Here is a 25251-nt window from a genome sequence, read left to right on the forward strand (position 1 = left end):
ATTCCCATTGGGCCGCTTTATCGGTACTGCCGTTCTACAAGGGTTTAAGCAAAATCATTTAATGCAAAATGTTGGCTACGACAAGGCATGTTGAATGTTCCTCATTTTGCATTTAATGATTCTGCTCAACTCCTCTGCCGCATGGACGCTTTATAGGGGATGCTTTTATAAATCGTAGACTATAAAATCGAGCACGGATTGTAAAAGTCGGATGAGGTTGGATGACTTCAAAGGAAAACCCGCCCACGGTGGTGGACGGGCTTTCTGTATTCACGGAGTTGCCGTTATTTCTTTTCCGCTTCCGTTTGGCAGGTGCCGCAGCATTCCTTCTTGGCTTCTTCCTTGGCACAGGTGCACTTGCCTTCCGGGCATTCGCATTTGGCCTTTTCCTTGCAACATGCATCATCTTCGCCGCAGCATTTCTTCGCGCGGCCCATGGCCATGGTGGTGGATGCAAGCAGCAGCGCAACGGCTGCAATGGATAGTACTCGTTTCATGGGTGCCTCCTGGTTCCGGACTCCGCACTGTGCGGTGCCTTTGAATTTGAAGAAGTTTATGCGCTTACCACTGAAAGTCGAGGGGTTTTGCAAAGGCATTGGAAATGGATTATTTAGATTCCATCCTGATTACTTGCCATTGGCTTTAGGCTCTGCCACACTAAAAAGCAATCCATCAGGGTGCATCTGATTCTGAAAGGGCGTTTGTGGAAGCATTAAAACAAATCTTTGATTCAATTATGCATGCCGGGCACATGAGCCCGTTTCTGGTGGTTGGCATATTGATCCTGGCTGGGTTTGCCGGCGACTGGGTCGGTAAATTTTTCAAGTTGCCCCACGTAACAGGGAATATTCTCGGCGGGATTGTGGTCGGGCCCTACTGCCTTGGATTGATCGGCGGCCACGATCAATTGCATGATCTCCAGCCGATCGCCACATTCGCCATGAGCCTGGTTGCGGTGAGTATCGGCGGCCATCTGTCCTACCGCCGGATCCACAACTCCCTGCGCCGCATTATATCCATTTCGATGTTCGAGGTTTTCCTTTCCGTCATCACGGTGGTCGTTGCCTGCAAACTTTTCGGTATGGACTGGCCGACTACGTTGCTGTTGGGCGGGATCGCCGCGTCCACGGCTCCGGCCACCACCATTGCCCTCATCCGGGAATCTCGTGCAAAGGGGCCGTTTGTGAAAACGCTCATTTCCGCCGTAGCCCTGAACAATATCCTCTGCATCCTCATTTTCGTGATGATGCGCACCTTTGTGTCGGCCTATTTTGAAAGTGGGGAGACCACCGGCAAGATCGACGACGCCCTATTGTTATCCGGCTATCATTTGCTGGGTGCCCTGATACTGGGGCTGGGCATGGGGTGGATCACCAAAATTTTGGTTTCAAAGCCAAAGTTCCACGATTTCACGACCATCCTGCTGGCGATCATGCTGCTCGACGGATTGGCGGCCTACCTCACCCTGAGCCCATTGCTGGTGTGCCTCTTTTTCGGGGTTTATCTGGGCAACAGTTCCGAGGTGGCAGAAAAGCAACTCAACACACTAACGCCGTTGGAGCCGACCCTCTACGTCATCTTTTTCACGTTGGCCGGGGTTTCGCTCCACCTGGATGAACTCGCGGCGGTCGGGGTTGCCGCCACGGTGTATATCGGTGCCCGTGTTCTGGGTAAAACACTGGGTGCGGCGATGGGTGGTATGGTTGGAAAGTGTTCCAAACGGATGTGGCAAAACATGTCCTACGCCCTGTATCCCCAATCCGGCATTGCCATCGGTTTGGTGGTGTTGTTGAACGACGATGCATTTGTTCCGGGAGAGATCAAGAGTGCGGTTGGTGCCATTATTCTTGCCGGTGTAACCGTGGCGGAAATCATTGGCCCATTTGCCACCAAAGCCGCGTTGGCGCGTTCCGGCGAGGCCAACCGCGACCGGCAGCGCCTGGTGGAATTCCTAGCCGAGGAATTCATCGTGGTCGATCTCAAGGCGCTCGACAAGTGGGATGCCATCCGGCAACTCGTCACGTTTATGATGCGTACGCACCGGGTTGAGCATATCAGCCAGGACGAGCTGTATCAGTCCGTGGTGGATCGGGAAAAGGATATGTCGACCGCCATGGGGCGGGGCATTGCCATTCCGCATGGGCACATCGAAAAAGGCCCCGCCATTCAGGGCGTGATGGGCATTTGCCGGAATGGAATCGAATTCGATGCCCCCGACGGGGAGCCCGTGAAGCTGATCATGCTGATCGTTACGCCGAAGGATAAGAAGGACATGCACCTCAAGGTGCTCTCCAGCCTCTCCTCGATGGTTCGCAACGATGCCATTCGCACCCGCCTCATGGCCGCCATCAGTCCCGAAGACGCGATGGAAGTTATCGAAAGCGAAGAAGCCCGCGACTACAACTATTTTCTTGAATAGCCCGTGTTGCGGAGGGACGGCGGCCTCGCCGTCCGGGCATTGAGGCCAATGCCCCTCCGACTGGGCGCAAAAAAAAACGGCGCAAGGAAAAGAGGAGGAAAACCTTGCGCCGTTTCTCATGTTCCCGCGGGAACATTCATACCCACACGACGCAGGTCGTGTGGGGTTTTGGACATCTTTATTCCTCGGATATGCCAGCTTCGGGGGTGGTCGGTTTCTGGGCAGGGTTGCCTTTGGGGCCTGAACGATGCTTTTTATAGGCTTCGCGGGCTTTTTGGCGCTCTTCCTCAGAGAGCTTTCCATCGCTATCCGCATCGAATTTTTCGATGATTTTTTGTTTTCGCTGCTGGAGCAGCTGCCCCTGCTGCGGTTTCTGCTGCCCTTGTCCTCGGCGGCCTTCGAACTGCTGGGACTGCGGTTGGTTGCCCTGGTTCTGCAACTGCTGCCTGCGTTGCCAGGCCTGCTTCCGCTGTTGCGGAGTCACTTGGCCTTGTACGTGGCCCAGGCGTTGGCGGCCCTGGAATTGCGGAGCCTGCGGGCGTTGCTGCTGGTTCTGGAACTGCTGCATCGCTTGTGGATGCCGGCGGCCCTGGAACTTCGGAGCCCGCGGACGCTGTTGCTGGTTCTGGAACTGCGGTCTTTGCTGCAGAGCCCGGCGACCTTGCTGCCGGCGGCCATGGAATTGCGGGACTTGCGGCTGCTGCTGGTTCTGGAACAGCGGTCTCTGCTGCGGTGCCCATGGACCTTGCCGACGGCCTTGGAATGGCTGCTGTGGGGCAAGCTGTTGCGGGGCATACTGGTGTTGCATCCATCCTTGGCGTTGATGGCCTTGGAACGGTTGCTGTGGAATCTGTTGCTCGTTTTGCCACTCTGGGTGAGGGTGCGCTCCGGCAACGATGGCCGTTGCGATGGTTGCGGTGACGATGGCCGCTGTTTTTAATCCTGTCTTCATTTTGGTGCCTCCTATCGGTTGCTTCCCCGGTTCGGTCGAATAACGGACAAGGAGGTTTTTTATTTTCCGGTGGGCCGAAGAAAGTCCGCTATGGACTGAACACATGGTGCCAGATGGAGGTTCCGTCGATCAGGAAGTCCAGCCGGTCGGAATCCCTGCTCCAGGCAATGTCGGCCTTCGCATTGGCAGGGGCGTTGGTGTGGGCGGGCAGATAGAGCAGGTTGAGCCAGGCCCGTTTCCCGGCCTCGCGGTAGTAGATTTTATAGGAGGGCTGGTTGTCGTAGTAATAAAACGTCTTTAGCCGCGCGGTCTTGCTGCCGTCGGGGGCTTTAAGCGGACCTGTTTCATTGCTCGGCGGTGTCAGGATCCGGTAGGCGATGAACACCACGAAAAAAACAAAAGCGATCTGCCCGATCTTGGAAAAATCTAACACCGTTCGCTTTTTGTAGCTACGTTTCATGGAAGCGAATATCGAATATCGAACCGGGAATGTCGAATCCCGAAGGCAACTCCTTCCAAGGTCACCTTGTTTCTCATTTTTTTGTTGGTTTCATAAATGACTCGCAGAGGAGTGAAGGTGTTAAGAAACTAGTTAATTGATGATGAGTGGATGGGTTTGACAAAGCATGTTGTAATTAATAAAAGAGGGGAGCGAGTTTGAGTATTGGTTTGGGCGATGTGAAATAATATGCATTTTGACAAACAATCGAAAGATGAGTGCTGCGGGTCTGGGGAGCCAGCAAACCGGCAAGGTTCCCCGGGCCTTTCCATACCTGCGATTCCGGTTGTGCCTGCTACCCAAGCCATTGATCGGTCTTTGCTCCAAAAGCAATATCAGGATCTTGCATGCCAGCACCTTGGCGAGTTGCGCCAGAATCTCTTTTCCGAATTCACGGGGCTTCATTTTCATATTGCCTGGGCACCGCTACATCCGACATCCGAGGAGCCCTTGTCCTCCACGGCATGCAATGTCTGTAGCCAGCTATCAGGCACACCCCCTCCGCCGATATGCTCCGCTTGCAGTCGGCATCAACATGAGCTTGCCGGGCGCGCGGGCCAGAATGGCCACCGGTTCACGTGCGGGATGGGCGTAAGCAACTATTGGTTTACGATCACGGTTCGGGATGTGGTGGTCGGAACCGCGTTCGTGCAGGCGCTCGACAAGGCCAACCACATTCTTCGCAATCAGCTCTTGAAGAACCCCGCGAGTGCCGAGGCCCGCTTCCTTAGCCGGTCTGAGTTCGACGACGCGGCGCGCCTACTGCAGTTCATTGCCCAAAGTGCGGAAACTTCCGTTCTGGCCGAGCTGAACCAGACGGATGTGGCACAGGCCCGACAGGCGATGGGCGCCCTGCAACAGGAACAGGATCGGTTGAAAGAGCACATCCATCGTCTAATGCCGGAGGAACACCGGCAGTCTGAGCAGTTCCTTCCACCGCCACCTCTCGTGCAACGTTTGCTTGAGATGGTGCACCAGCATTATGCCGAACCGATCACGCTCCAGAAATGTGCCCGCGACTTGCGGCGAAACTCAGCATATCTATCCGATCTGTTCTCCCATACGGTAGGCTTGCCCTTCAAGGCCTACCTCACCGAGCTTCGCCTGGAAAAAGCCAAGGAGTTGCTTGGCCATCCGGACAAGAACGTGAACGAGATTGCGCAGGCAGTCGGCTATGCAAGCGCGCATCGCTTTCGCCTTGCCTTCAAGAAGCTGACCGGCTTGCCTCCCCGGGCTTGGAGCGAAGCCATGCGGCCTTCGAGATAGGCACCTCGCAAGAAGTTCCCTCTTGAGGATCTAAACAAACGTCCTCTAAACCAAACTTATGCACCCTATGCTGAGTGGTGTCGGGCAGAGTATACTCATTCGACAGAAAGGGTTCGGGGGCAACGGTGCTCCCGGAGGTCGATGCGACGGGTGGTCGGGCCGCCATTCACAAGCAAACTACAAGGAGCCAACTATGAAAACTAGAACAAAGTGGTCGAGCATATTAAAGCAAACACTGATCGTGGCATTTGGTGTGGTCTGCATGGCCGGAATGATGGGGTGTGGTGGTGATGATGGCGGCGGCGATGAGGGGATAAATCTTGAAGGTACTTGGGAATATAAGCTAACAGCCGCAGGGATTAGTGCTACTGACACATATTTAGTCCCCTTTCCTGCTGAGCTGAGTAAAGTCGTGGATTTAAAAACGACTATTCCCTACGATGGAAATGTGTTTGAACTCGAAATTTACGGAGGAGGAAAGAAAATTCGTTTAGACATGGATCTAGCGGATGGTGATCGGGCGGAGCTAGACGGTGATATTCATAGTAGTACGTCCATGAGCGGTACCGGCACATATTACCCATCGGATGTTTCCTTTCCGCTTGATCAACAGGTTGCAGTGGAAATATCTATCGCCTTTACCTGGAGTGCCAAAAAATTATAGAGTCTTGAGCTAGTGCACTGCAATTCCACGCGCACGTTTCCTTTCGGAACGTGCGTGTTTTGTGCGTCAGACATGATCAGTGACTGGGAGAAATGTTCCCAGCGGGCGGCGATGAAGCAGACCCGGATAGCATTGGTTTGGAGTACGAGGCCGCAATGCGCAGCAGTTATCAATCCCATAGTCTCTGGGGAGGTTTGCATTACGCATTCTAGCAACTTGGCAGTATGGGGCGGTCGGCTCTTTGACTTGCTCCGCCGGGGCCTTCTTGAAGAAGCGGCTGACGTTCCAGTTGCGGTCGACGTCGCGCCAGGAGAGGAAGAGCATGTGGAGATGGGCGCTATTCGGCCTTGAGCTTTTTCAGCTCAATCACATCGACGGCATCTTTGGGACGCCCTGTTGCGGATTTATTGGCAATGAGATCATCGAGTGAAAGAATTTTAAGAGGGATACCGTCGATCTCGCATGGTTTGCAATTTGCGGAAGCCGCCTTGAATGCCAAGCCCGTTGCTCCCGTAATGATGTCAATCCGGCAAGGGGCGATTCCTATTTGGAAAACCGTATCGTCTTTGCAGAGATCCTCGGCGGTCAGACCATGTAGCGGTGCCCCGAATCGGTTGAGCGCCCGCAACACGGCTAGGGCATTTGTTTCGGAGGGACACACCCAGAGATCGATATCCATCGTGGCCCGAGGATATCCGTGTGCCGCCAAGGCGTAGGCACCGACCAGGATGAACTCAACCCGCTCGTCGTTTAACGCTTGTAATATGTCTCTGTAATCGTCGTTCAGGATCATGGGAGGGACTCAATGCGGCAACTTCACGGGTAAGAGGCCATACCAGGCCCAAGCGATAGCTCACCGAGCCTTCGACATAGTTGTCGTCTTCATGGTTGCCTAACCGGCCTTTAGAGGTGTGTTGCCTTTGCATGGAGGAATAATGCCATTCGATCAGTCCCGATGCAACATCCACAACGTCTGAAATTGGCTGCCAACCCCGAAAACCTAAATGGATAAATCGCGAATGCTTTTTTCTGTTTCGGCTATTCCGTCGGTGCCGGTTCATCGACCTGTTCCGCCGGGGCCTTCTTGAAGAAGCGGCTGACGTTCCAGTTGCGGTCGACATCGCGCCAGGAGAGGAAGAGCATGGCGGAGATGAGCAGGATGGCGAAAATGTTCACCAGCGTGCCGACCACCTTGGGATGCACCTTGCGTTTGGTGATGCCTTCCCACAGCGCGAAGCAGATGTGGCCGCCGTCGAGCACGGGCAGCGGCAGCAGGTTGAGTACGGCCAGGTTGATGTTGATGAAGCGGATCAGGCCGATGGCGTAGGGGAGGCCGAGCTTCAGCGCGAACCAGATCATGGTGAAGATGGCTACGGGGCCACCGAGGCCGCCGGCGGCCTGCTTGGCTTCGCCCTTGGTGGTGAGCGCCTTGAGCAGGCGGAAAATCTTCATGGCGTCGCTCTTGATCTGCGTGATCGGGTTGCCGGACATCGACCATGGCAGGGCGTTCGGGTCGCCCGGGGTGACGCCGATCATCACCTTGTCGTATTCCTCGATATATTTGGGGGTGACGGTGAGCGTGAGGGTTTCGTCCTTGCGCAGCACGGTGAACTCCGTCGGTTGGTCGCGGCGGGCCTGGACGGCTTCGGGCAGCTCGTGCCAATAGTGGATCGGTTTGCCGTCGATCTGTGTGACGAGGTCGCCGGTCTTGAGCCCGCCATCGCCTGCGGGTTCGCCGGAGCGAATGTCGGCCAGCAAGGGCCGCAGGGCCTGGCCCACGCCGCTGAAGCCGATGACTTCCTGGTCGATTTCCTCGCCAACAAGTTCAAGCTGGTTGGTGGTGCCGGCGGAGACATAGTCGATCGAAATGCGCCCGGTATCCTGCAGTAGCATTTTTTCCACCATGATGTCGTACCAGCTGGTGACTTCGTTGCCGTTGATGGCAATGATTTCATCTCCGGCCTTGAGCCCTTTGGCATGGCAGACGCTGTTGGTTGAAACCCCGCCGACCACGGTGGTGTCGGGGGCCTTTTCGGCGGTGGATACAATCAGGGCCAGCGGGATGGCGAAGAGAATGTTGCAGAGGGGGCCGGCAACGGCGACGGCAATCTTTTTCCAGGGGGAGACCTCGGGCAGGGTTGCGCGGTCGTTCTCGTTGTCGCCCTGCATCTTTTCCATGCCTTCCGGGTCGAGCTGGGGCAGGGAGACATAGCCGCCGATGGGGAAGGCGCCGATCTTGTAGACGATGCCGTCGACTTCCTTTTTCCAAAGGGCGGGGCCCATGCCGATCGAGAAGGCCTCGATCACCAGTCCGCATTTCTTGGCGACGATGAAATGACCGAATTCGTGGACGAAAATGGTGATGCCGAAAAGGAATAGCATCATGGCGATGAAGAAGAGTGTTTCGAGCATGGGGAAAGCCTTGGTGGAGTTTTATTTGAGGAAGAGTTCGATGTAGATGTAGAGCATGGGCGCGGCGAACAGGATGCTGTCGACCATGTCCAGGATGCCGCCGAGTCCGTAGACCATGGTGTTGGAATCCTTGACGTCGACTGCGCGTTTGAAGAGCGATTCAACGAGGTCGCCCAATGTTCCAACAATGGGGAACAGGACGCCGAGAACGAGGGCGTGGCCGATGGGCAGGGGGATGGTGCTGTTGAGCTTGCCTTTGGAGATGAACACCCAGAGCACGTTCACGGCAACGCAGAAAACAATGCCGCCCAGGAGGCCCTCCCAGCTTTTTTTCGGGGAGATGGTTGGGGCCAGTTTGTGTTTGCCAAAGCGCGTGCCGAAGAAATAGCCACCGGAGTCGGCCAGTTTCATGCAGAGGATCACATAGAAGGCCGCCCAGCCGGGTTTTGAAAGATCGCCGCAGAGGAAGAGGCGAACAACAAAGCTCCAGAGCAGGGGAACATAGACCACGCCGAGAATGGTTCCCATGCAGCTGTCGAGTCCCTTGCGCAGGTCGGTATAGGCCAGGATCCGGAAAAAGTTGGAAACGATCACCAGCAACAGGATGCACCAAAGCAGGCTGTTGGAAAGGTGGCCCGTCATGTGGAACCAGGTGGCGGCGACAAAGACCAGCCCGCTTCCGATGCCCCACTTGGTCGAGGTTTTCACGCCGCCGGCATTGAGCAAACCAAAGAACTCCCACGTGCCGACCCCTGCAAAAAGAAGCATTCCGACCAGCCCGATGGGCCAGCTGCAGGGCACCAGGCTGAAGGCGGGGATGAGAACCGCCGCGATGCTGAGGGCTATGAGGATCCGTTTTTTGTCCATACAGGGCTTTCGCTACTTTTGATTTACACCACCATACCGACGATTTCGCCCGTTGAAAGCTTCCAATGCTTGGAAAAACTGTTCTTCGCGGAAGTCCGGCCAGTAGGTGTCGGTGATGTGGAACTCGCAATAGGAGAGTTGCCAGAGCATGAAATTGCTCAGTCGTAGCTCGCCGCTGGTGCGGATCATGAGTTCCGGATCGGGGATGTCCGGAAGATAGAGGTGGTTGGCGACCGCCTGTTCATCGATATCCTTTATCCTCATTTCCCCGGCGACCACCTTTTCGGCGAGCTGCTTTGCCGCGTTGGCGATTTCGGTGCGCGAGCCATAGCTCAAGGCAATAATGAACGTGTGGTCGGCATAGTGCGCCGTCGCATCGATCGTCTTTTGCAGGCGCATGCGGACGGGCAGGGGAAGCCGTTCGAACTGGCCCATCACCCGCAGGCGGATGCGGTTTTCGTGCAGCTCCTGCTCATAGGCTTCGAGCGAGCTGACGAGCAGTTTCATCAAGCCGTCGATCTCCTGTGGCGGACGCTTCCAGTTTTCGGTGCTGAAGGCGTAGACGGTGATGAACTCGACCCCGGCCTGCGCGGCGGCGCGCAGGACGGCGCGAACCGATTGCGCCCCCTCCTTATGGCCTTCGATGCGCGAAAGACCGCGCTCCTGGGCCCACCGCCCGTTGCCGTCCATGATCAGGGCAACGTGGCGAGGAACTTTGTCGAATGGCGGTGTCATTCGAAAATCCCAATCTCTAAATTCGAAATTCTAAACACATTCCAATTGGAAAATCCCACGGTTCCAAATTGGCTGTTTTGACAGTTGTCCATTGTAGTTTTGAATTTGTTTAGAATTTCGATATTCGGATTTGGGAGTTACCTGTCAAGGAGCATGGTGCTGGCGCGTTTCGGGCCAACGGAAAGAATGCTCACCTTGACGCCGGTGATTTTTTCGATGTATTCGACATACTTCTGCGCCTGCTCCGGTAGCTCTTCCCAGCAGGTGCATTCGGTGGTCGGGGTGTTCCAGCCTTTGAACTCTTCATAGATCGGCGTGCAGCGCGCCAGTTTGCTGATGGAGGCCGGAACATGGTCAATGCGTTCGCCGTCGCATTCGTAGGCCACGCAGACCTTGATGGTTTCGACCGCGTCGAGCACGTCGAGTTTCATCAGCGACCATTCGTTGATTCCGCCGACCATGGCGGAATATTTCGCGATCACCGCATCGAACCAGCCGCATCGGCGCGGCCGTCCGGTGGTGGCACCGAACTCGTGGCCGACTTTGGCAATATGCATGCCCATGTCGTCGAACAGTTCCGTCGGGAAGGGGCCTTCGCCAACACGGGTGGTGTAGGCCTTGACGATGCCGACGCAACGGTCGATCGCATTCGGCGGAATGCCGGAACCGGCCGGGGCGCCGCCGGCGCCCGTGCTCGACGAGGTGACGAAGGGGTAGGTGCCGAAGTCGACGTCGAGCATCACGCCCTGTGCGCCTTCGAACAGGATTTCATCGTCGTCCTGAACGGCTTTGTGCAGGATTGGAATGGTGTCGCAGATGAACGGCTTCAAATAGTTGGCCGCTTCGGTCATGTCGGCAATCACTTCTTCCACGTCGAGGGCAGCGCCGCCCATGGCTTCGATGATCTTGTTTTTGTCTGCGGTCAGGGCGCGAACGCGATCGAAGAAATCGGATTCAAGGATGTCGCCCATGCGCAGGCCGATCCGGTCGGCTTTATCCATGTATGCCGGGCCAATGCCGCGCTTGGTGGTGCCGATCTTCTTGCCTTCTTCAAGGTTTCCTTCCTTGGTGCCGTCGAGGGCCTTGTGGTAGGGCAGGACAATGTGGGCGCGGTCGGAAATGAAGAGGCGGCCCTCCAGTTTGATCCCACGCTCAACGAGCTCGGTCAGCTCGGTCATAAGGCCGTAGATGTCAACCACGAGGCCGTTGCCGATTACGCATTTGCACGCTTCGCGGAGAATGCCGGAGGGGGTGAGGTGGAGCACATATTTCTGGTCGCCGATTTCCACGGTGTGGCCGGCGTTGTTTCCGCCCTGGTAACGGACCACCCAGTCCGCATTGGCGGTTAGTACGTCAATGATCTTCCCTTTGCCTTCGTCGCCCCACTGCGACCCGATAAGTACTGTTTTCGACATGTTGGTACACTCCTATTAGTAATTATCGGTTATCGGAAGATCCGCACTTGTCCGCCTTTTTTCTGACAACCATTAAAAAAGCCCGCTTTCACAAGGGGGCTTATGAAGCGGGGAAATTAGGGAAACGCATTGCTCGCGTCAAGTATTCAGCCCCATGAATCGGGAGGCCGGGTTGCCTCAAATTAAATGGCACCGAACCGTGTCCGGCTTGCAGGTTTTGCCAATATCCCGCAAGTCATGGCGGTCCGGCATGGCCGCAAAGTATTGTGTTTTGGGGGTGGACATGGCGGGAATCCGCCTATATAAGACCCGCCCTTTGACGGATTCGCCCTTTTCTGGAATGGAAAATTTCGGGGTGGATCCGGTTAAACAGACCAGTAAGGAGAAACCTATGTTCCTCGAAGTATATGCAGTTAACCTCGAAAACTACACCAATGATACCGCCGACTCCAAGAAACCGGAAAACCGTCGCTTGATCGAAATGACCGGCGTGCGCATTCGGACGTCCGAGCAATTCGACGATCGCGCGGAACTCGTTATGCCCAATGGCGAAATCCTTTTGGCGGCCGGCAGCTACGATGATTTGGTCGGACGCCTGATGACGGCGGCAAAGTCAACGAAAATTGCCCGGATCTAGATTCCCCGGTGGAAGCGTATGAAGGCCGGCCTACGGGGCTGGCCTTTTTTTTGTGCCCATAAATGCGTTGTTGCAACGCGATCTAAATAGTAGTGTTCTAACAACTTCAACGAGAGGTGTTCCCATGAATGGATCAAGGAGAGGTTTTGTTGCAACATCGGTGGGTGGCGGTTTGGCGGGGTTGGCGGCAACGGTCGCCGAAGCCAAGCCAAAGGAACAACAGGTGGATCGCAGGGTGCTGGGGAGAACCGGTGCCGAGGTCTCCATCTATGGACTCGGCCTGGGCAGTGCCTTTTTCAAGCCATTCGCCGGGAAACCCGAGGAAGCGCATCGGATGCTGGAAAGGGCGCTCGACTATGGCATCAACTATTGGGATACCGCCCGTAGCTACGAAGGGAGCGAGGCTCTGATTGGCCCTGTGCTCGAAAAACGGCGCTCCGAGGTGTTCATGGTTTCCAAAAGCAACGCCAAGTCCTACGACGATTTCATGAAGGAACTCGATGCCAGTCTGAAAAACCTCCGCACCGACCATCTCGATCTCTACCACATGCATAATTGGCAACCGAAGCAAGGCGACACCTCGCCGAAGGCCCGCGAAGGCGCCTGCAAAGCTGCGCTCAAGGCACGCGAACAGGGCATGATCAAAGCCTTCGGCGTCACCGGCCATAGCGGCCCCGACATCCTGATGGAATGCATCAAGGCCTACGATCCCGATGCGCTCCTGTCGATTTTTCCGGCCAACCGTCCCGATAACGGGCGGTATGAAGACGAATTGCTGCCGCTGGCCCGGGAACGCAACATAGGCGTCATTGCCATGAAGACGGTGAAACACGTGAAGAATTCCGATGAACCACCGCGCGAGCTGGTCCGGTATGCGCTCAGCCTTCCGGGCATTTGCGTCGCCATTGTTGGAACCGGCGACATCGACCACCTTGAAAGCAACGCCAGGATGGCCACCAATTTTAAGCCGCTCAAAGGCAATGAACTCAGGAATTTTTCCGACAAGGTCGCCATGGGGATTCCGGCCGGGCTTCCACAACCCTGGGATTTGCCGGGATATAGCGATGGAATTCCGGCGTAGCGCTCCAAGGGACGGCGGGCCATGTGACAGCTGAGGGCGGGGTATTATCATACTTGCATAAGTATGATATTGCTGGATGTTCAGTTATAGTAGCGCGAATCGGATTATCATACTTATGCAAGTATGATGGGGATGCGTTAGGCAATTTCCGTGTTTCCGGGAGGGGCGCTAGTACACTGAATACATTAAAGCTTCAGACGGATGCAGCCGAAACTTAGACGAGTAATGACCGCAAAGACACTAAGGCGCTAAGGTTTTCATCACTCTCGTTCCTTTGCGTCTTAGTGTCTTTGCGGTCAAACCCCGAATATTAAGACGATACAACGCACTAGGAGAGTGTGCGGCGGATGGCTTCGATATCCCGTACGATCTGGTCTTTGAGCTTGTCGGCATCCTCGAAGACCTCGTCCCCACGGATGTATTCGATGTAGCTGACTTCGACGTGTTGGCCGTAGAGGTCGATATCCGTTGTGTCGAGCAGGTAGACTTCGAGCACTTGGGGCTCGTTTTCGTGGAAGGTTCCCCGGTGGCCGATGTAGGCGGCGGCGGTATAGGTTTCCTGGCCAACGCGCAGCTTGGCGGCATAGATTCCGCGCGGGGGTAGCATATCGTTTTCAGGGGCGATATTGGCAGTCGGGTAGCCCAGCTTACGGCCAATCTTTTCGCCATGTTCGACGATGCCGATGGTGCTGATGGGGCGGCCGAGCATGCTGATGGCATCGTTCATGTGGCCCAGCTTGATGGCCTCGCGGATGCGGGTGCTTGAAACCCGTTCAGCTTGCCAGCAAACGGCTTCGTGGGCGTTGAACCACATGCCGCGTTCGTTGCAAAGTTTGGTCAACAATGCGGCGTTGCCCGCCCGGTTGCGGCCGAACGACCAGTCTTCGCCAACCGAGATGCCGGCCAGCTTCGGGATGCAGGTGCAGAGGTTGTCGAAAAAGTCCAGCGGCTCCTGCTTCATGAACTCAATCGTGAAGGGCTGGAGGATGCAGCCGTCCACGCCCATCTGCTGGAGCTGGCGCGACTGCTGTTCAGTCGTGAAAATCAGCGGCGGCGCGCGGTCGGGCATCAGTACCTTGGCAGGATGCGGGTCGAACGTGAACACCCATGCTTCACCGCCGATGGCCCGGGCGCGGTCGATCGCTTTTTGGATAACGGCGGTGTGGCCGATATGCAAGCCATCGAAACAACCCGCCGCAAGAATGACGGGGGTCTTCGATTCGTGGAACTCTTCAAGTGCGTGAATGATTTTCATGGCAACAAGTATTACGTACTGCGTACTCCGTATTGCTGGTTGTTCCGCATTCGCAATACGTAATACGCAGTACGAAATACGGAGACTTTAGTCTCTCATCATATCGGTCAACAGGATGGCTTTTTCCTGCAGCGTCTCCCGGTCGCATTCCAGAATCTCTTCCATGGTATGGGCCTTGTCGATCGACAGGGGGCCGGAGCCGGTGCGCCGCAGGGCGTCGAGGCTTCCGCCAACGCCGAGGATGTTGCCCAGGTCGTGGGCGAGGGTGCGGACATAGGTGCCCTTGGTACTCTTGACGCGGAATTTCACGAGCGGGTTTTCAAACTCCAGCACATCGAAATCGAAGATGGTGATCTTGCGCGGTTCGCGTTCGATTTCCTGCCCTTTGCGAGCCATCTTGTAAAGGGGCACGCCATTCTTCTTGATGGCCGAAACCATGGGGGGAATTTGCTCGATGTCGCCCATCAGGTTTTGGGCAATGGCCTCTTCGACCTGTTCGCGGGTGATGTGGGAGGCGTCCTTTTCCTCCAGCACTTCCCCGTCGGCATCCTGCGAGTTGGTTGTGATGCCCAGATGGATGGTGCCCTCGTAGACCTTGTCGCCACCCATGATGCGGTCGGAAAGCTTGGTGCCTTTCCCGATGAGCACCACGAGGAGACCGGTCGCAAGCGGGTCGAGCGTGCCGCCATGGCCAACCTTGCTGAGTTTGAAATGGTTGCGGATCTTTGCAACCACATCGTGCGACGTCCATTCGGAGGGCTTATCAACCAGCAGGATGCCGTCGAACGGGTCGGGTTCGCGGCGTCTACGATTTCTCATCGGTCTTCCCATCGTCCTTGAACACCTCGGGGTTTTCGCGTTCCATTTCGGCGAGCATGGAGAGGATGTGGTCGCCGCCTTCAAGCGATTCATCGTGGACGAAGTGCAGGCGCGGCGTGTATTTCAGTTTCACGCGCTTCACCATCAGGCGGATGATCTCCTGCCGGTGGCGGTTGAGGTATGAAATCATGCCGTCGCGGTTGTCCTCGTGCCCGAAGATCGAGACAAAGACATTGGCATCGCGCAGGTCCGGCGCGCACTCGACGCGCGTAACCGTGATGGCCGCCGCATCGAAATCCGATCCGGCAAAGTTGCGGTAAAGGTCTTCCGCAATCTCGCGCTTCAATAATTCGTTCACTCTAATTAAACGTGGTGTTCCCATAAGAAATTCCTCAGAAAACGCGCTACTATAGGCCAGCCTCCAATAATTTCCGCAAAAAATTGAATATAATTTCCCTTTGAGAATGAATGTTGTCATCCATGCGTTGGGCGGGTAACGTCACATATATGAAACAGAGGGTTTACATTGAGACCAGCGTTGTTAGCTATTTGACCGCCCGTCCGGCCAAGAATATCATCGTGGCCGGTCACCAGATGGCTACCCGCGATTTTTGGGATGCTTTGGGGCGGTACGATGTGTATGTGTCTGAGCTTGTTTTACTTGAGGCAGCAAGCGGAGACGAAGATGCTTCCAAGAAGAGGGTTGATGCCTTGGCTGGATTTTCCTCCCTCGATATTACAATTGAATGCAAGGAACTTGCAAAAAAGCTCGTTTTGGATGGAGCCATCCCCGATCCATTCCCTGAGGATGCATTGCATATCGCTTTGGCGGCTGTACACGGCATTGATGTGATTGCCACTTGGAATTTCAAACATATCAACAACCCGGAAACGCGGGGGAAAATTAGGCGGGTGCTGGAAGCGAATGGATACGGGTGCCCGGAGATTTGCTCGCCCGATGAATTCTTAGGTGACGAAAATGAATGATCCGATTGTAGAGGAAGTCCGAAAATACCGCGATGAACATGCGCGGAAGTTCAATTATGATCTTGATGCGATTGTTGAGGATTTGATCTCACGTCAGAAAGAGAACAAGCGCCAAGTGGTTGATTTATCAAAAGGTCGGTCGTCGCAACGGAAGCTGCCGGCCGCCTAGTGCCTGTTCTTCTGCGGCGTCCAGATCTTGACCTGTTTCTGTTCGCGGCCCCATTTCAGCGCTTGGCGGTGGGAGGGGAAATAGAGGTCGATGTGCATGCCCTTGATGGCGCCGCCGATATCCTCGACGCGCCCCCATCCATAGTCGGGGATAAACATGATGGTGCCGAAGGGATAGTAGCGGGTGTCGGCGGCGATGGTGCCCCAGTCGGCCTGCGTTCCGGCCGCGGTGACGCCGACCGCCTTGGGTGCGCCCTTGTTGGGGCCGTAGGCAACGACCGGTTGGAATTTCCAGTTTTTCTTCCACCCGCAGCACTTGCCGCATTTGCAGTATCCGGTGGTTTCCATGCTGACCACCTCCGGCTTTTGGTCGCGCGGCAAGCGGTAGCGTTTTCCGCTCCCCGTCACGCATCCACTTAAAGTGATCACACTCAACAACAGGAAGGAAATCCTCGCAGAGGCGCAGAGGACGCGGAGTATCAGGTTGATTTGCTCTGCGTCCTCTGCGCCTCTGCAAGGAAGAAATGGGATTAGGCAGTTCATGAAACATCTCCCGACCAGATGGTTTCCAGTCCGTTTTCAGTGTTGAGTAAAAGTTCGCCATATTCCCCGAAGCCGGCGAGGGTGCCGCTCTTTCGAACATCTCCATCGTGTACGGAGAGCGGTTTTCCAATGGGGCCGGCCTTTTGCGTCCAGGTTTCGCGGATGGCGGCGAATCCGCCTTTTTCCCATTCGCCGATCCAGTGGTGGAGCAGGGGTAGGAGCTGTTCGAGCGTTTGTTGCAGGTTGTGGGCCTGGCCGCTTTCGATGAGCAGCGAGGTGGCGGGGCGGTCGATCGCCCCGGCCTCCCCGGACGACATGTTTATGTTGAACCCGATGCCGATAATTATTCCGGTTCGGTCCGGGCGGTTGACCCGTTCGGAGAGGATGCCGCAAATCTTTTTTTCGCCGACCAGCACATCGTTCGGCCATTTGGGCGCGGCGGGAATTCTTAACGAGTTGAGGTGGTCGGTCACCGCCAGGGCGGTTGCCATGGTGAGGGAGGGGACGGCCAGCAATTCGGCGTCCGTCTCCACATAGAGGGAAAAGCATAGGTTGGTATCCGGCCCCGAAAGCCATTTCCGCTCGGAGCGGCCCCGGCCCGCCGTTTGTTCGCGGGCCGCAACAATGTTTCCGTTCTCTATTCGGCTTCCACTGAAAAAACAGTCCTTCATGTAGGCGTTTGTCGATCCGAGGCGATCATGCCACTCAATGTTGAAATGCATTCGATTTTTCCCTGCTGTTTAGACTCGATTCAAATAGTAAAACGCTAATAAAAACGCCTTTTTACGCTAGGCATGCCATAACAAATTCCGTATACATGCCGCTCATTTTACCAAAATCAAGGAGATGGAAAAGATGGAACTTCTGATGCAAGGCGTAACTCTGATGGTAATCGGTATGGCTACCGTATTTGCCTTCCTCGTTCTGCTGATCCTTGCCATGAACGGCTCGGCGGCATTTTTCAGTAAATTCGCGCACCTCTTCCCGGAAGAGCAAAAAGCGGCTCCCAAAGCTGCTCAGGCAACAGACCCCGTTGCGGATATCGCGGTTGCATTGGCGGCCATCAAGGCCAAGCGTGGATAATCATTTTATAAATTAACTAGGAGAATAATCGTGGCTAAAAAAACAATCCATATCATGAACACCGCGTTCCGCGACGGCTTCCAGTCCGTTTACGGCGCTCGCGTATTGACCGAAGATTTCCTGCCGGCCGTCAAGGCTTGCGTTGAAGCAGGCCAAACCCACTTCGAAGCCGGCGGCGGCGCACGCTTCCAGGCTCCCTTCTTCTACTGCAACGAGTCCGCATTCGACATGATGGACAAATTCCGCGAAGCGGCCGGCCCCGACGCCGACCTGCAGACCCTCGCCCGTGGCATCAACGTGGTGGGCCTCGATTCCCAGTCGCGCGACATGATCGACCTGCACGCGAAGATGTTCAAGAAGCACGGCATCACCACCATTCGTAACTTCGATGCGTTGAACGACTTCAACAACTTGATCGACTCCGGCAAATCCATCACCAACCATGGCCTCAACCACGAAGTCTGCGTGACCATGATGGAACTTCCTCCCGGATGCGAAGGCGCACACACCGTCGAGTTCTACCAGAAGACCCTGCAGGACATTCTCGACGCGGGCATCCCGTTCACCAGCGTCTGCTTCAAGGATGCTTCCGGCACGTCCGCCCCGAAAAAGGTATACGAAACCATCGCCATGGCGCGCAAGCTCCTGCCGGGCGACTGCAAGATCGTCTTCCACTCCCATGAAACCGCCGGTGTCGGCACCGTGGGCTACCTCGCCGCCATCAAGGCCGGCGCCGACCAGGTCGACTGCTCCATGGCTCCGGCCTCCGGCGGCACCTGCCAGCCCGACGTCGCCACCCTCTGGCACGCGCTCCGCGGCGAAGACTATGAACTCGACATCGACATCGACAAGATGATGCACGCCGAGACCGTCTTCAAGGACTGCATGGCCGACTACATGCTGCCTCCGGAAGCCAAGGCCGTTGAGCCGATGATCCCGTGGTCGCCGATGCCCGGCGGCGCGCTGACCGCCAACACGCAGATGATGCGCGACAACAACATGATGGATAAATACGAAGACTGCATCCACGCCATGGGCGAAGTGGTTCGCCGCGGCGGCTTCGGCACGTCCGTGACTCCCGTTTCCCAGTTCTACTTCCAGCAGGCGTTCAACAACGTCATCTTCGGACCGTGGGAAAAGATTGCCGAAGGTTACGGCAAGATGGTGCTCGGCTACTTCGGCAAGACCCCCGTCGCCCCCGATCCCGAAATCGTCAAGATCGCGGCCGAAAAGCTTGAGCTCGAGCCGACCACCGCGAATCCGGTCGACCTCAACGATGCCGATCCCAAGAAGGGGATCGAGCCGGCGAAAGCCATGCTCAAGGAAAACAACCTTGAAGAAACCGAAGAAAACATCTTCATCGCCGGTGCCTGCAAACAGAAGGGCATCGACTTCCTGCTCGGCAAGATGGAAATCAACGGTGTTCGCAAGGGCGCGCTGACTCCGGCCGCTCCGGCTGCCGCAGCTTCCGCCGGTGGCGACGGTGGCTACACCGTAACCGTTAACGGCAAAAAGTTCGCCATCGACGTCAAGGGCGACAAGGCAACCGTCAACGGCAAGTCCTACGACATCGGCGTTGAAGACGGCATCGAGACGTCCGGCACCGCAACGGTGGCCCACGAGTCCGCCGACTCGGTTGAAGTGGCTGCCCCGATGAACGCCAAGGTCATCAAGGTGCTCGTCAATGTGGGCGACCACGTCAACGAAGGCGACGTGCTCTTCATCGTTGAAGCCATGAAGATGGAAGTCGAAGTGAAAGCCGCCGCAGGCGGAACCATTTCCTCCATCGCGGCCGAAGCCGGCGCGCAGGTTACCGCCGGCGAAGCCATGGCATCCATCAACTAAGAGCGCAATCGCGAACGGAGAATTTAAACAATGAAGAAATTCATAACCATGGGACTTCTCGCTGCCGCCGTGATCGGCGGAGCCGTCCAGGTGCAGGCCGAAGAAGCCTGCTGCCCGGCGGATGGCGCGAAGGCCGAGAGTCATATTTCCATTGCCAAGGGCTTCCAGAAGCTGGGCAAGGAAACCGGTATCTACCGCTTCTTCAACCCGCAGACGCAGGAAGAAAAAGCCGCGGCCTATGAAGCCGCGTTGGTGAAGACCGTCGAGGCGGAAATTTCCGCCGGTCATTTCCACGGCGCAATGGATCAGATCCACAAGGCGCACGGCATCGACCAGGCGTTGCGGGACCAGCTGACGCACCAGGTGGAAGAAGCAGAGGCCGCTGGCTATGAGCCGCCGCTGTCCCTGCCGCCGGGGTTGGGTCAGTTCGTGATGATCCTTGTCGGTCTGCTACTGATCTTCCTGGCCATCAAGAAAGGCTTCGAGCCTTTGCTGCTGCTGCCGATCGGTTTCGGCGCCATCCTGACCAACATCCCCATGGCGGGCATTTCCGCCGGGCCGATGCCGGGGCAGCCGGCCGGTTTCCTCTATTATTTCTACACCGTGGGTGTTGAGTCGGGCGTGTTCCCGTTGCTCATCTTCATGGGTGTGGGGGCCATGACCGACTTCGGTCCGCTGCTGGCCAACCCGAAGACCGCACTGCTCGGCGCCGCCGCCCAGTTCGGTATCTTCATCGCCCTGCTGGGTGCAACGTTCATGGGTGGCCTGTTCACGCTTGAAGACGCCGCCGCCATCGGCATCATCGGTGGGGCCGACGGACCGACCGCCATCTTCCTGGCGTCGCGGCTATCGCCAAACCTCTTGGGGGCAATCGCCGTTGCGGCCTACTCCTACATGGCGTTGGTTCCGATCATTCAGCCGCCGATCATGCGTCTGCTGACCACCAAGGAAGAACGCGCCATCGAAATGAAGCAGCTACGCCACGTTTCCAAGACCGAGAAGATTGTCTTCCCGTTGCTCGTGCTCGTGCTCTGCCTGCTGCTGCTGCCTTCGGCCACCCCGCTGATCGGTATGCTCATGCTCGGTAACCTGATGAAGGAATCCACCGTGGTGGATCGCCTGTCCGACACCGCGCAGAACGCCCTCATCAACATCGTAACCATCATGCTCGGCCTGGCCGTTGGCTCCAAGCTGGCCGCCGACAAATTCCTGAACGTCCAGACGCTCGGGATTCTGGCTCTCGGCCTCGGCGCCTTCGTGATCGGTACCGCTGCCGGCGTGCTGCTGGCCAAGCTGATGAACAAACTGAGCAAGGACCAGATCAACCCGTTGATCGGTTCCGCCGGGGTTTCCGCGGTTCCGATGGCCGCCCGCGTTTCCAACAAGGTCGGTCTCGAAGCCAACCCGCAGAACTTCCTGCTCATGCATGCCATGGGCCCGAACGTGGCTGGCGTGATCGGCTCCGCTGTTGCGGCCGGTGTGCTCCTCGCACTCGTTGGCTAGGAAAACAGGTGGGGCAGGCTTTCCTGCCTGCCCGGGCTGACAGGAATGTCTGCCCCGCGTGACAAGGCCGTGCCCCCGGGCGCGGCCTTTTTTGTTGTTGTGCTTCCAATGGGCTGAAATATCCGTAGAATTCGCGACTTAATTTCAACGTGGGAACGCCAATGAAAAAGACCAGAATCGATCGCAAGTTTGCCGATTTGAAAAAGCAGGGAAAGAAGGGCTTCATTGCCTATCTCTCCGCCGGGGATCCAAACCTTGAAGATACCGTGGATATCGTATTACGCCTTGAAGAAGCCGGGGTTGATCTGATTGAACTCGGCCTGCCGTTTTCCGATCCGCTGGCCGATGGCCGCGTCAACCAGGAAGCGGCCACCCGGGCGCTTGATGCCGGGTCTACGTTTGACGGTGTGATGGCGTGTGTTGCCAAGATCCGCGAGCAGTCCGAAATCCCCATGATTTTCTACGCCTACATGAATCCGCTGCTCTCCCGCGGGTATGAGGCATCGATTCGCGCGGCCGCCGAGGCGGGCATCGATGGTTTCCTGTTGCTGGATTTGCCGTTGGAGGAAGAGGCTCCATATCGCAAGGCGCTCAGCGATAATGGACTCAACTCCATTAAACTCATTACTCCAACAACACCCGACGAGCGCATTGAAAAGATCGTCAAGCGCGCCAACGGGTTTATCTATTGCGTGTCGCGCGAAGGGGTGACCGGGGTTCAGGACGAGATTGCCGAAGGAGCCGGGGCACTCGTTCAGCGTATCAAGGATCATTCGGCCCAAACCGTGGCCCTTGGCTTCGGCATCGGTACGCCGGATCAGGCACGCGACGCCGCCGGGCTGTCCGACGCCGTTGTGGTGGGCAGCGCCATTGTAAACGCGTTCCACAACAATCCGCACACCGCCGAAGGCCGCGCCACCGCCGCAGCGTTCGTGAAACAGATGGTGGATGCGGTGAAGGCCGTTTAGACACACTATTTTTTGCGACAGAATAATTCAGTCCCTGAAACCGAAGCAATAGGAGAATCTGATGGCAGGACGTTACGCAGTAATCATGGCGGGTGGAAAAGGGGAGCGCTTCTGGCCGCTCAGCACTTCAAAGCATCCCAAGCAGCTGCTCGCTCTCGTTGGCGATAAGCCACTCATTGCCCAGGCCGTTGATCGCCTCGAAGGCCTCGTTCCTCCGGAAAATGTTTTCGTGGTCACCAACGCCGACTTGGTCGAAGCCACGCGCGAAGCCGCGCCACTGCTCCCGCCGGAAAACATTGTCGGCGAACCGATCGGGCGCGATACCGCCGCCGCCGTTGCTTGCGGCGGGGCCTTGGTTAAGGCCAAGGATGAAAACGGCGTATTCGCCGTGCTGACCGCCGACCAGGTGATGGGCGACCTCGATGTCTTTTCCGCCACGCTCAGGGGCGGCATGGAGCTCGCCGGGCAAAACGATATCCTCGTGACCATCGGCATCGAACCCACCTTTCCTTCAACCGGCTTTGGCTACATAGAATCCGGCGACAAGTTTGCAGACGCTGAAAACATCGAATTCCGCAAGGCCGTGCGCTTTGTCGAAAAACCCGACGAAGACACCGCAACCGAATATCTCTCCACCGGCAGGTTTTATTGGAACTCCGGCATGTTTATCTGGTCGGTCGCCGTGCTCGAAAAAGCCTTTGGCGCCCATTGCCCCGAAATGCTCGAACTGATGGACACGCTGACCGGCTACGCCAAGGACGGGAAAATCATCGAAGGCATGGACGCCACCTATCCAAACCTCGGAAAGATTTCCGTGGACTATGCCCTCATGGAAAAGGCCGACAACATTGTCATGGCCTGCGGCACCTTCCACTGGGACGACGTTGGTGCATGGCCGGCCCTCGAAAGCCACTTCGAGCAGGACGAAAGCGGCAACACGCCAATTGGACAGGTCGAAACCCTCGATGCCTCCGGCAACATTATTCTCTCCAAGGATCACCTCACCGCCGTGATCGGCGTCAGGGATCTCATTGTGGTGCAGGCTGAAGGTGTGACGCTGGTCTGCCCCAAGGAGCGCGCGCAGGATATCAAGAAGATGGTCGTCGCCCTTCGCGAAAAAGGCTCCTACGACGAACTCCTATAGAAACGACAAGACCACGGTTCCAGCCTTGGTGTCATTTAATTTGAGGCAACTCGCAAATAAATTCTGCTTTCAAAAGCTATTGCTAAACCTGAAGGTTTTGGTATCTTCCTTGGCTTTCCACCCCATGCCGGAGTGGCGAAATCGGTAGACGCACGGGATTCAAAATCCCGCGGAGAAATCTGTGTGGGTTCGAGTCCCACCTCCGGCACCATTACCTTTCGTGCTGTTATCGTTGGGTGGTATCCTGATTCGATGTTGTAAATAGATCACTTCTGTTTCTAACAGATCAAACTGTCAAACCTCCTGAAGTACATCTGAAATACATCAATATATTTCGAGGACGCTAAGTCCTGTTCGGCTTTGGTAGTGCAAGAGATCGAAAACCTCTTCTACAATATCCATTTCGCCGAAACGAATTTAGCGAAAACCCCATAGAAACTGCGGTTAAATAGCGGTTTTGTCTATATTTCAGGTGAAGGCCGTGAAACGAACTGTTGCAAACAGTTTACTTCTGAAAGAATTGTCATTGGCCATAATAAGCTCACCATTGGCACACCCTAGAAGAGGCTTGTGCGTTGAGTGGGGTGGTGGGAGATGGATTTCAATGCTCTGGAATTTTGTTGTTCTAAATCTCTCTAGCGCGGCCAGTACCATGATAATTCAAGGCTCTTCGCTACTTTGAATGGATAGGCATGCTATCCTCTGAGGCATGAATACTCCTGAGAAACTGTTCCATACGCTGTTGGGGCTTGGTGATGACTGGGAAATCACCGAACTCGAATTCGATAAAGACTCTGGCGAAGTACGGTTGCGGATCCATGAACTCCCATGCCTTCTACCGCAACAACGTTGCCCTGACGATGATGGTGAAACCGATCTGTATGACCATGGCCGCGAGCGGGAGTGGCGGCATTTGAATGTCTTTGAGCACAAGTGCTACATCCAATCACGGCTGCCGAGAATGCGCTGTAAATCATGCGGGAAGATTTTTCAGGCGAAAGCCCCATGGGAAGGGTTGAACCTTCACTTTACGGCTGCATTCGAATCCATGAGCTTGTTGCTGATGCGCGAAATGCCGGTTAAAAAGGCGGCGGAGTTTATCCAGGAAACAGACACGCGGCTGTGGCGCATCCTGGCTCGGCATGTTGCGGTGGCCTACAGGCAACTCGACTTCAGCGAAACGACGTGTGTCGGGGTGGATGAACTCGCCTGCCGCAAGGGCCATAACTATGTGACCATCTTTGCCGATTTGGTAGCCAAGCGGGTGCTGTATTCCGTCCCGGGGAAGGACTCCTCTACCTGGAAGGCCTTCGTCAAAGAGCTGGAGAAACACTCCGCAAAAGCAGAACAAATAGAGTGTGTGAGCATGGATATGTCGGTGGCATTCAAAAAAGGCGTTGCCGAAACCTGCCCACAAGCCGAAGTGGTATTCGACAAGTATCATCTCATCGCCAAGACGAACAAGGCCGTCGGGGATATTCGACGCGCAGAGATCCGCCGGGGCGGTTGCTACAACGATTTGAAGCTCACCCGCTGGATCTGGCTGAAGAATCCGGAAAACCTTACCGAGCAACAAGCCGATCGCCTGAAACGGATCGACCAGGAAAACTTAATCACGGCGCAGGCTTATCAAATGCGTCTATGCCTGCAAGACATCTACCAGCTCCCCCGTGTAGAACGCGCAGAAAGCCGTCTTCTGGCCTGGTGCCGATGGGTTCGGCAGAAAGCGAAGCATGCCCGCTACGGTCTTTTATCGATTATGGTCAAGGTAGCTATGTGCATTGAAAAGCATCTTGCGGGAATCCTGAAACACTGGGAACACCGAATTACCAATGCTTATATGGAAGGGATCAACAATATGTTCCAGATGGTCAAGCGCCGTGCGCGCGGATATCGAAACGATGAGAACTTCATTATGATGATTTACTTCGTCGGCAGTAAGCTGAAACTACCTGCTGTGGATGAGCCTATCCATTCAAAGTAGCGAAG

27 protein-coding genes and 1 tRNA gene are annotated in these 25251 nt (G+C 56.0%); 15 read left to right on the plus strand and 13 right to left on the minus strand.

The window, feature by feature from the left end:
• Positions 1 to 284: 284 nt before the first annotated feature.
• Positions 285 to 497 (minus strand): hypothetical protein, encoded by a 213-nt coding sequence (locus E9954_RS04210; RefSeq protein ID WP_136077979.1) that lies wholly within the window; start codon positions 495 to 497, stop codon positions 285 to 287.
• A gap of 206 nt (positions 498 to 703) precedes the next feature.
• On the opposite strand from E9954_RS04210, the gene E9954_RS04215 reads away from it, so the two are divergent.
• Together E9954_RS04215 and E9954_RS04220 are read left to right on the plus strand one after the other, a co-directional pair.
• Positions 704 to 2419, plus strand: a complete 1716-nt coding sequence (locus tag E9954_RS04215) for a PTS sugar transporter subunit IIA (protein WP_136077980.1) — start codon at positions 704 to 706, stop codon at positions 2417 to 2419.
• A gap of 247 nt (positions 2420 to 2666) precedes the next feature.
• Positions 2667 to 3359 (plus strand): hypothetical protein, encoded by a 693-nt coding sequence (locus tag E9954_RS04220; RefSeq protein ID WP_136077981.1) that lies wholly within the window; start codon positions 2667 to 2669, stop codon positions 3357 to 3359.
• A gap of 100 nt (positions 3360 to 3459) precedes the next feature.
• Here the strand turns inward: E9954_RS04220 and E9954_RS04225 are convergent, their stop codons facing one another.
• Both E9954_RS04225 and E9954_RS32275 read right to left on the minus strand, forming a co-directional pair.
• Positions 3460 to 3831 (minus strand): hypothetical protein, encoded by a 372-nt coding sequence (locus tag E9954_RS04225; RefSeq protein ID WP_136077982.1) that lies wholly within the window; start codon positions 3829 to 3831, stop codon positions 3460 to 3462.
• 132 nt (positions 3832 to 3963) lie between these two features.
• Positions 3964 to 4281: a hypothetical protein gene (locus E9954_RS32275; protein ID WP_168441950.1), complete on the minus strand. Its 318-nt coding sequence runs from the start codon at positions 4279 to 4281 to the stop codon at positions 3964 to 3966.
• Positions 4282 to 4455: 174 nt separating this feature from the next.
• Between E9954_RS32275 and E9954_RS32280 the strand changes: the two genes are divergently transcribed.
• Both E9954_RS32280 and E9954_RS04235 read left to right on the plus strand, forming a co-directional pair.
• Positions 4456 to 5136 carry a helix-turn-helix domain-containing protein gene (locus E9954_RS32280; RefSeq protein ID WP_168441951.1) on the plus strand — a complete coding sequence of 227 codons (681 nt, stop codon included), beginning with the start codon at positions 4456 to 4458 and terminating at the stop codon, positions 5134 to 5136.
• 193 nt (positions 5137 to 5329) lie between these two features.
• Positions 5330 to 5800 carry a hypothetical protein gene (locus E9954_RS04235; RefSeq protein ID WP_136077984.1) on the plus strand — a complete coding sequence of 157 codons (471 nt, stop codon included), beginning with the start codon at positions 5330 to 5332 and terminating at the stop codon, positions 5798 to 5800.
• Between the two features lie 337 nt (positions 5801 to 6137).
• Here the strand turns inward: E9954_RS04235 and E9954_RS04240 are convergent, their stop codons facing one another.
• The 5 genes from E9954_RS04240 to E9954_RS04260 all read right to left on the minus strand — a co-directional run bounded on the left by E9954_RS04240 (position 6138) and on the right by E9954_RS04260 (position 11229).
• Positions 6138 to 6593: a DUF6036 family nucleotidyltransferase gene (locus E9954_RS04240; protein WP_168441952.1), complete on the minus strand. Its 456-nt coding sequence runs from the start codon at positions 6591 to 6593 to the stop codon at positions 6138 to 6140.
• A gap of 245 nt (positions 6594 to 6838) precedes the next feature.
• Complete coding sequence (gene rseP, locus E9954_RS04245) at positions 6839 to 8212, minus strand: RIP metalloprotease RseP (RefSeq protein ID WP_136077985.1); 1374 nt, start codon at positions 8210 to 8212, stop codon at positions 6839 to 6841.
• 21 nt (positions 8213 to 8233) lie between these two features.
• On the minus strand, positions 8234 to 9079 hold the full coding sequence (locus E9954_RS04250; RefSeq protein WP_136077986.1) for a phosphatidate cytidylyltransferase: 846 nt from the start codon (positions 9077 to 9079) through the stop codon (positions 8234 to 8236).
• Positions 9080 to 9091: 12 nt separating this feature from the next.
• Positions 9092 to 9814, minus strand: coding sequence for a polyprenyl diphosphate synthase (gene uppS / locus E9954_RS04255; RefSeq protein WP_136077987.1), 723 nt, complete (start codon positions 9812 to 9814; stop codon positions 9092 to 9094).
• Positions 9815 to 9951: 137 nt separating this feature from the next.
• Complete coding sequence (locus E9954_RS04260; RefSeq protein ID WP_136077988.1) at positions 9952 to 11229, minus strand: adenylosuccinate synthase; 1278 nt, start codon at positions 11227 to 11229, stop codon at positions 9952 to 9954.
• 391 nt (positions 11230 to 11620) lie between these two features.
• Between E9954_RS04260 and E9954_RS04265 the strand changes: the two genes are divergently transcribed.
• Together E9954_RS04265 and E9954_RS04270 are read left to right on the plus strand one after the other, a co-directional pair.
• The gene (locus tag E9954_RS04265; RefSeq protein WP_136077989.1) at positions 11621 to 11866 is read left to right on the plus strand and encodes a hypothetical protein; all 246 of its coding nucleotides are present in this window, start codon (positions 11621 to 11623) and stop codon (positions 11864 to 11866) included.
• Positions 11867 to 11990: 124 nt separating this feature from the next.
• Positions 11991 to 12947: an aldo/keto reductase gene (locus E9954_RS04270; RefSeq protein WP_136077990.1), complete on the plus strand. Its 957-nt coding sequence runs from the start codon at positions 11991 to 11993 to the stop codon at positions 12945 to 12947.
• Positions 12948 to 13275: 328 nt separating this feature from the next.
• On the opposite strand, the gene ribF is transcribed toward E9954_RS04270, so the two are convergent.
• The 3 genes from ribF to rbfA all read right to left on the minus strand — a co-directional run bounded on the left by ribF (position 13276) and on the right by rbfA (position 15379).
• The gene (gene ribF, locus E9954_RS04275) at positions 13276 to 14202 is read right to left on the minus strand and encodes a riboflavin biosynthesis protein RibF (RefSeq protein WP_136077991.1); all 927 of its coding nucleotides are present in this window, start codon (positions 14200 to 14202) and stop codon (positions 13276 to 13278) included.
• A gap of 87 nt (positions 14203 to 14289) precedes the next feature.
• Positions 14290 to 15021: a tRNA pseudouridine(55) synthase TruB gene (truB, locus tag E9954_RS04280; protein ID WP_136077992.1), complete on the minus strand. Its 732-nt coding sequence runs from the start codon at positions 15019 to 15021 to the stop codon at positions 14290 to 14292.
• Positions 15008 to 15379: a 30S ribosome-binding factor RbfA gene (rbfA, locus tag E9954_RS04285; RefSeq protein ID WP_168441953.1), complete on the minus strand. Its 372-nt coding sequence runs from the start codon at positions 15377 to 15379 to the stop codon at positions 15008 to 15010. The genes truB and rbfA overlap by 14 nt, the downstream gene beginning before the upstream one ends.
• Positions 15380 to 15528: 149 nt before the next feature.
• On the opposite strand from rbfA, the gene E9954_RS04290 reads away from it, so the two are divergent.
• Positions 15529 to 16008, plus strand: a complete 480-nt coding sequence (locus tag E9954_RS04290; protein WP_136077994.1) for a type II toxin-antitoxin system VapC family toxin — start codon at positions 15529 to 15531, stop codon at positions 16006 to 16008.
• Positions 16001 to 16177, plus strand: a complete 177-nt coding sequence (locus E9954_RS32285; protein ID WP_168441954.1) for a hypothetical protein — start codon at positions 16001 to 16003, stop codon at positions 16175 to 16177. The genes E9954_RS04290 and E9954_RS32285 overlap by 8 nt, the downstream gene beginning before the upstream one ends.
• Here the strand turns inward: E9954_RS32285 and E9954_RS04295 are convergent.
• Together E9954_RS04295 and E9954_RS04300 are read right to left on the minus strand one after the other, a co-directional pair.
• The gene (locus E9954_RS04295) at positions 16174 to 16605 is read right to left on the minus strand and encodes a 3D domain-containing protein (RefSeq protein ID WP_246046718.1); all 432 of its coding nucleotides are present in this window, start codon (positions 16603 to 16605) and stop codon (positions 16174 to 16176) included. The genes E9954_RS32285 and E9954_RS04295 overlap by 4 nt on opposite strands.
• Positions 16606 to 16715: 110 nt before the next feature.
• Positions 16716 to 17441, minus strand: a complete 726-nt coding sequence (locus E9954_RS04300) for a biotin--[acetyl-CoA-carboxylase] ligase (protein WP_136077995.1) — start codon at positions 17439 to 17441, stop codon at positions 16716 to 16718.
• Between the two features lie 133 nt (positions 17442 to 17574).
• On the opposite strand from E9954_RS04300, the gene E9954_RS04305 reads away from it, so the two are divergent.
• The 7 genes from E9954_RS04305 to E9954_RS04335 all read left to right on the plus strand — a co-directional run bounded on the left by E9954_RS04305 (position 17575) and on the right by E9954_RS04335 (position 25246).
• Positions 17575 to 17802, plus strand: a complete 228-nt coding sequence (locus tag E9954_RS04305; protein ID WP_168441955.1) for an OadG family protein — start codon at positions 17575 to 17577, stop codon at positions 17800 to 17802.
• Between the two features lie 54 nt (positions 17803 to 17856).
• A complete protein-coding gene (locus tag E9954_RS04310) occupies positions 17857 to 19647 on the plus strand; it encodes a biotin/lipoyl-containing protein (RefSeq protein WP_136080141.1) in 1791 nt (596 codons plus the stop codon).
• A gap of 399 nt (positions 19648 to 20046) precedes the next feature.
• Positions 20047 to 21150, plus strand: coding sequence for a sodium ion-translocating decarboxylase subunit beta (locus E9954_RS04315; RefSeq protein WP_342793748.1), 1104 nt, complete (start codon positions 20047 to 20049; stop codon positions 21148 to 21150).
• Positions 21151 to 21311: 161 nt separating this feature from the next.
• Entirely contained in the window at positions 21312 to 22118 is an 807-nt protein-coding gene (trpA, locus tag E9954_RS04320; RefSeq protein WP_136077997.1) for a tryptophan synthase subunit alpha, read from the plus strand.
• A 61-nt stretch (positions 22119 to 22179) separates the two neighbouring features.
• Positions 22180 to 23262 carry a mannose-1-phosphate guanylyltransferase gene (locus E9954_RS04325; RefSeq protein WP_136077998.1) on the plus strand — a complete coding sequence of 361 codons (1083 nt, stop codon included), beginning with the start codon at positions 22180 to 22182 and terminating at the stop codon, positions 23260 to 23262.
• Between the two features lie 126 nt (positions 23263 to 23388).
• A tRNA-Leu gene (locus E9954_RS04330) sits at positions 23389 to 23473 on the plus strand.
• A gap of 498 nt (positions 23474 to 23971) precedes the next feature.
• On the plus strand, positions 23972 to 25246 hold the full coding sequence (locus E9954_RS04335) for an ISL3 family transposase (protein WP_136077999.1): 1275 nt from the start codon (positions 23972 to 23974) through the stop codon (positions 25244 to 25246).
• Positions 25247 to 25251 lie beyond the last annotated feature (5 nt).

The sequence above is a fragment of the Pontiella desulfatans genome (assembly GCF_900890425.1).
GTDB classification, from domain to species: Bacteria; Verrucomicrobiota; Kiritimatiellia; order Kiritimatiellales; family Pontiellaceae; genus Pontiella; species Pontiella desulfatans.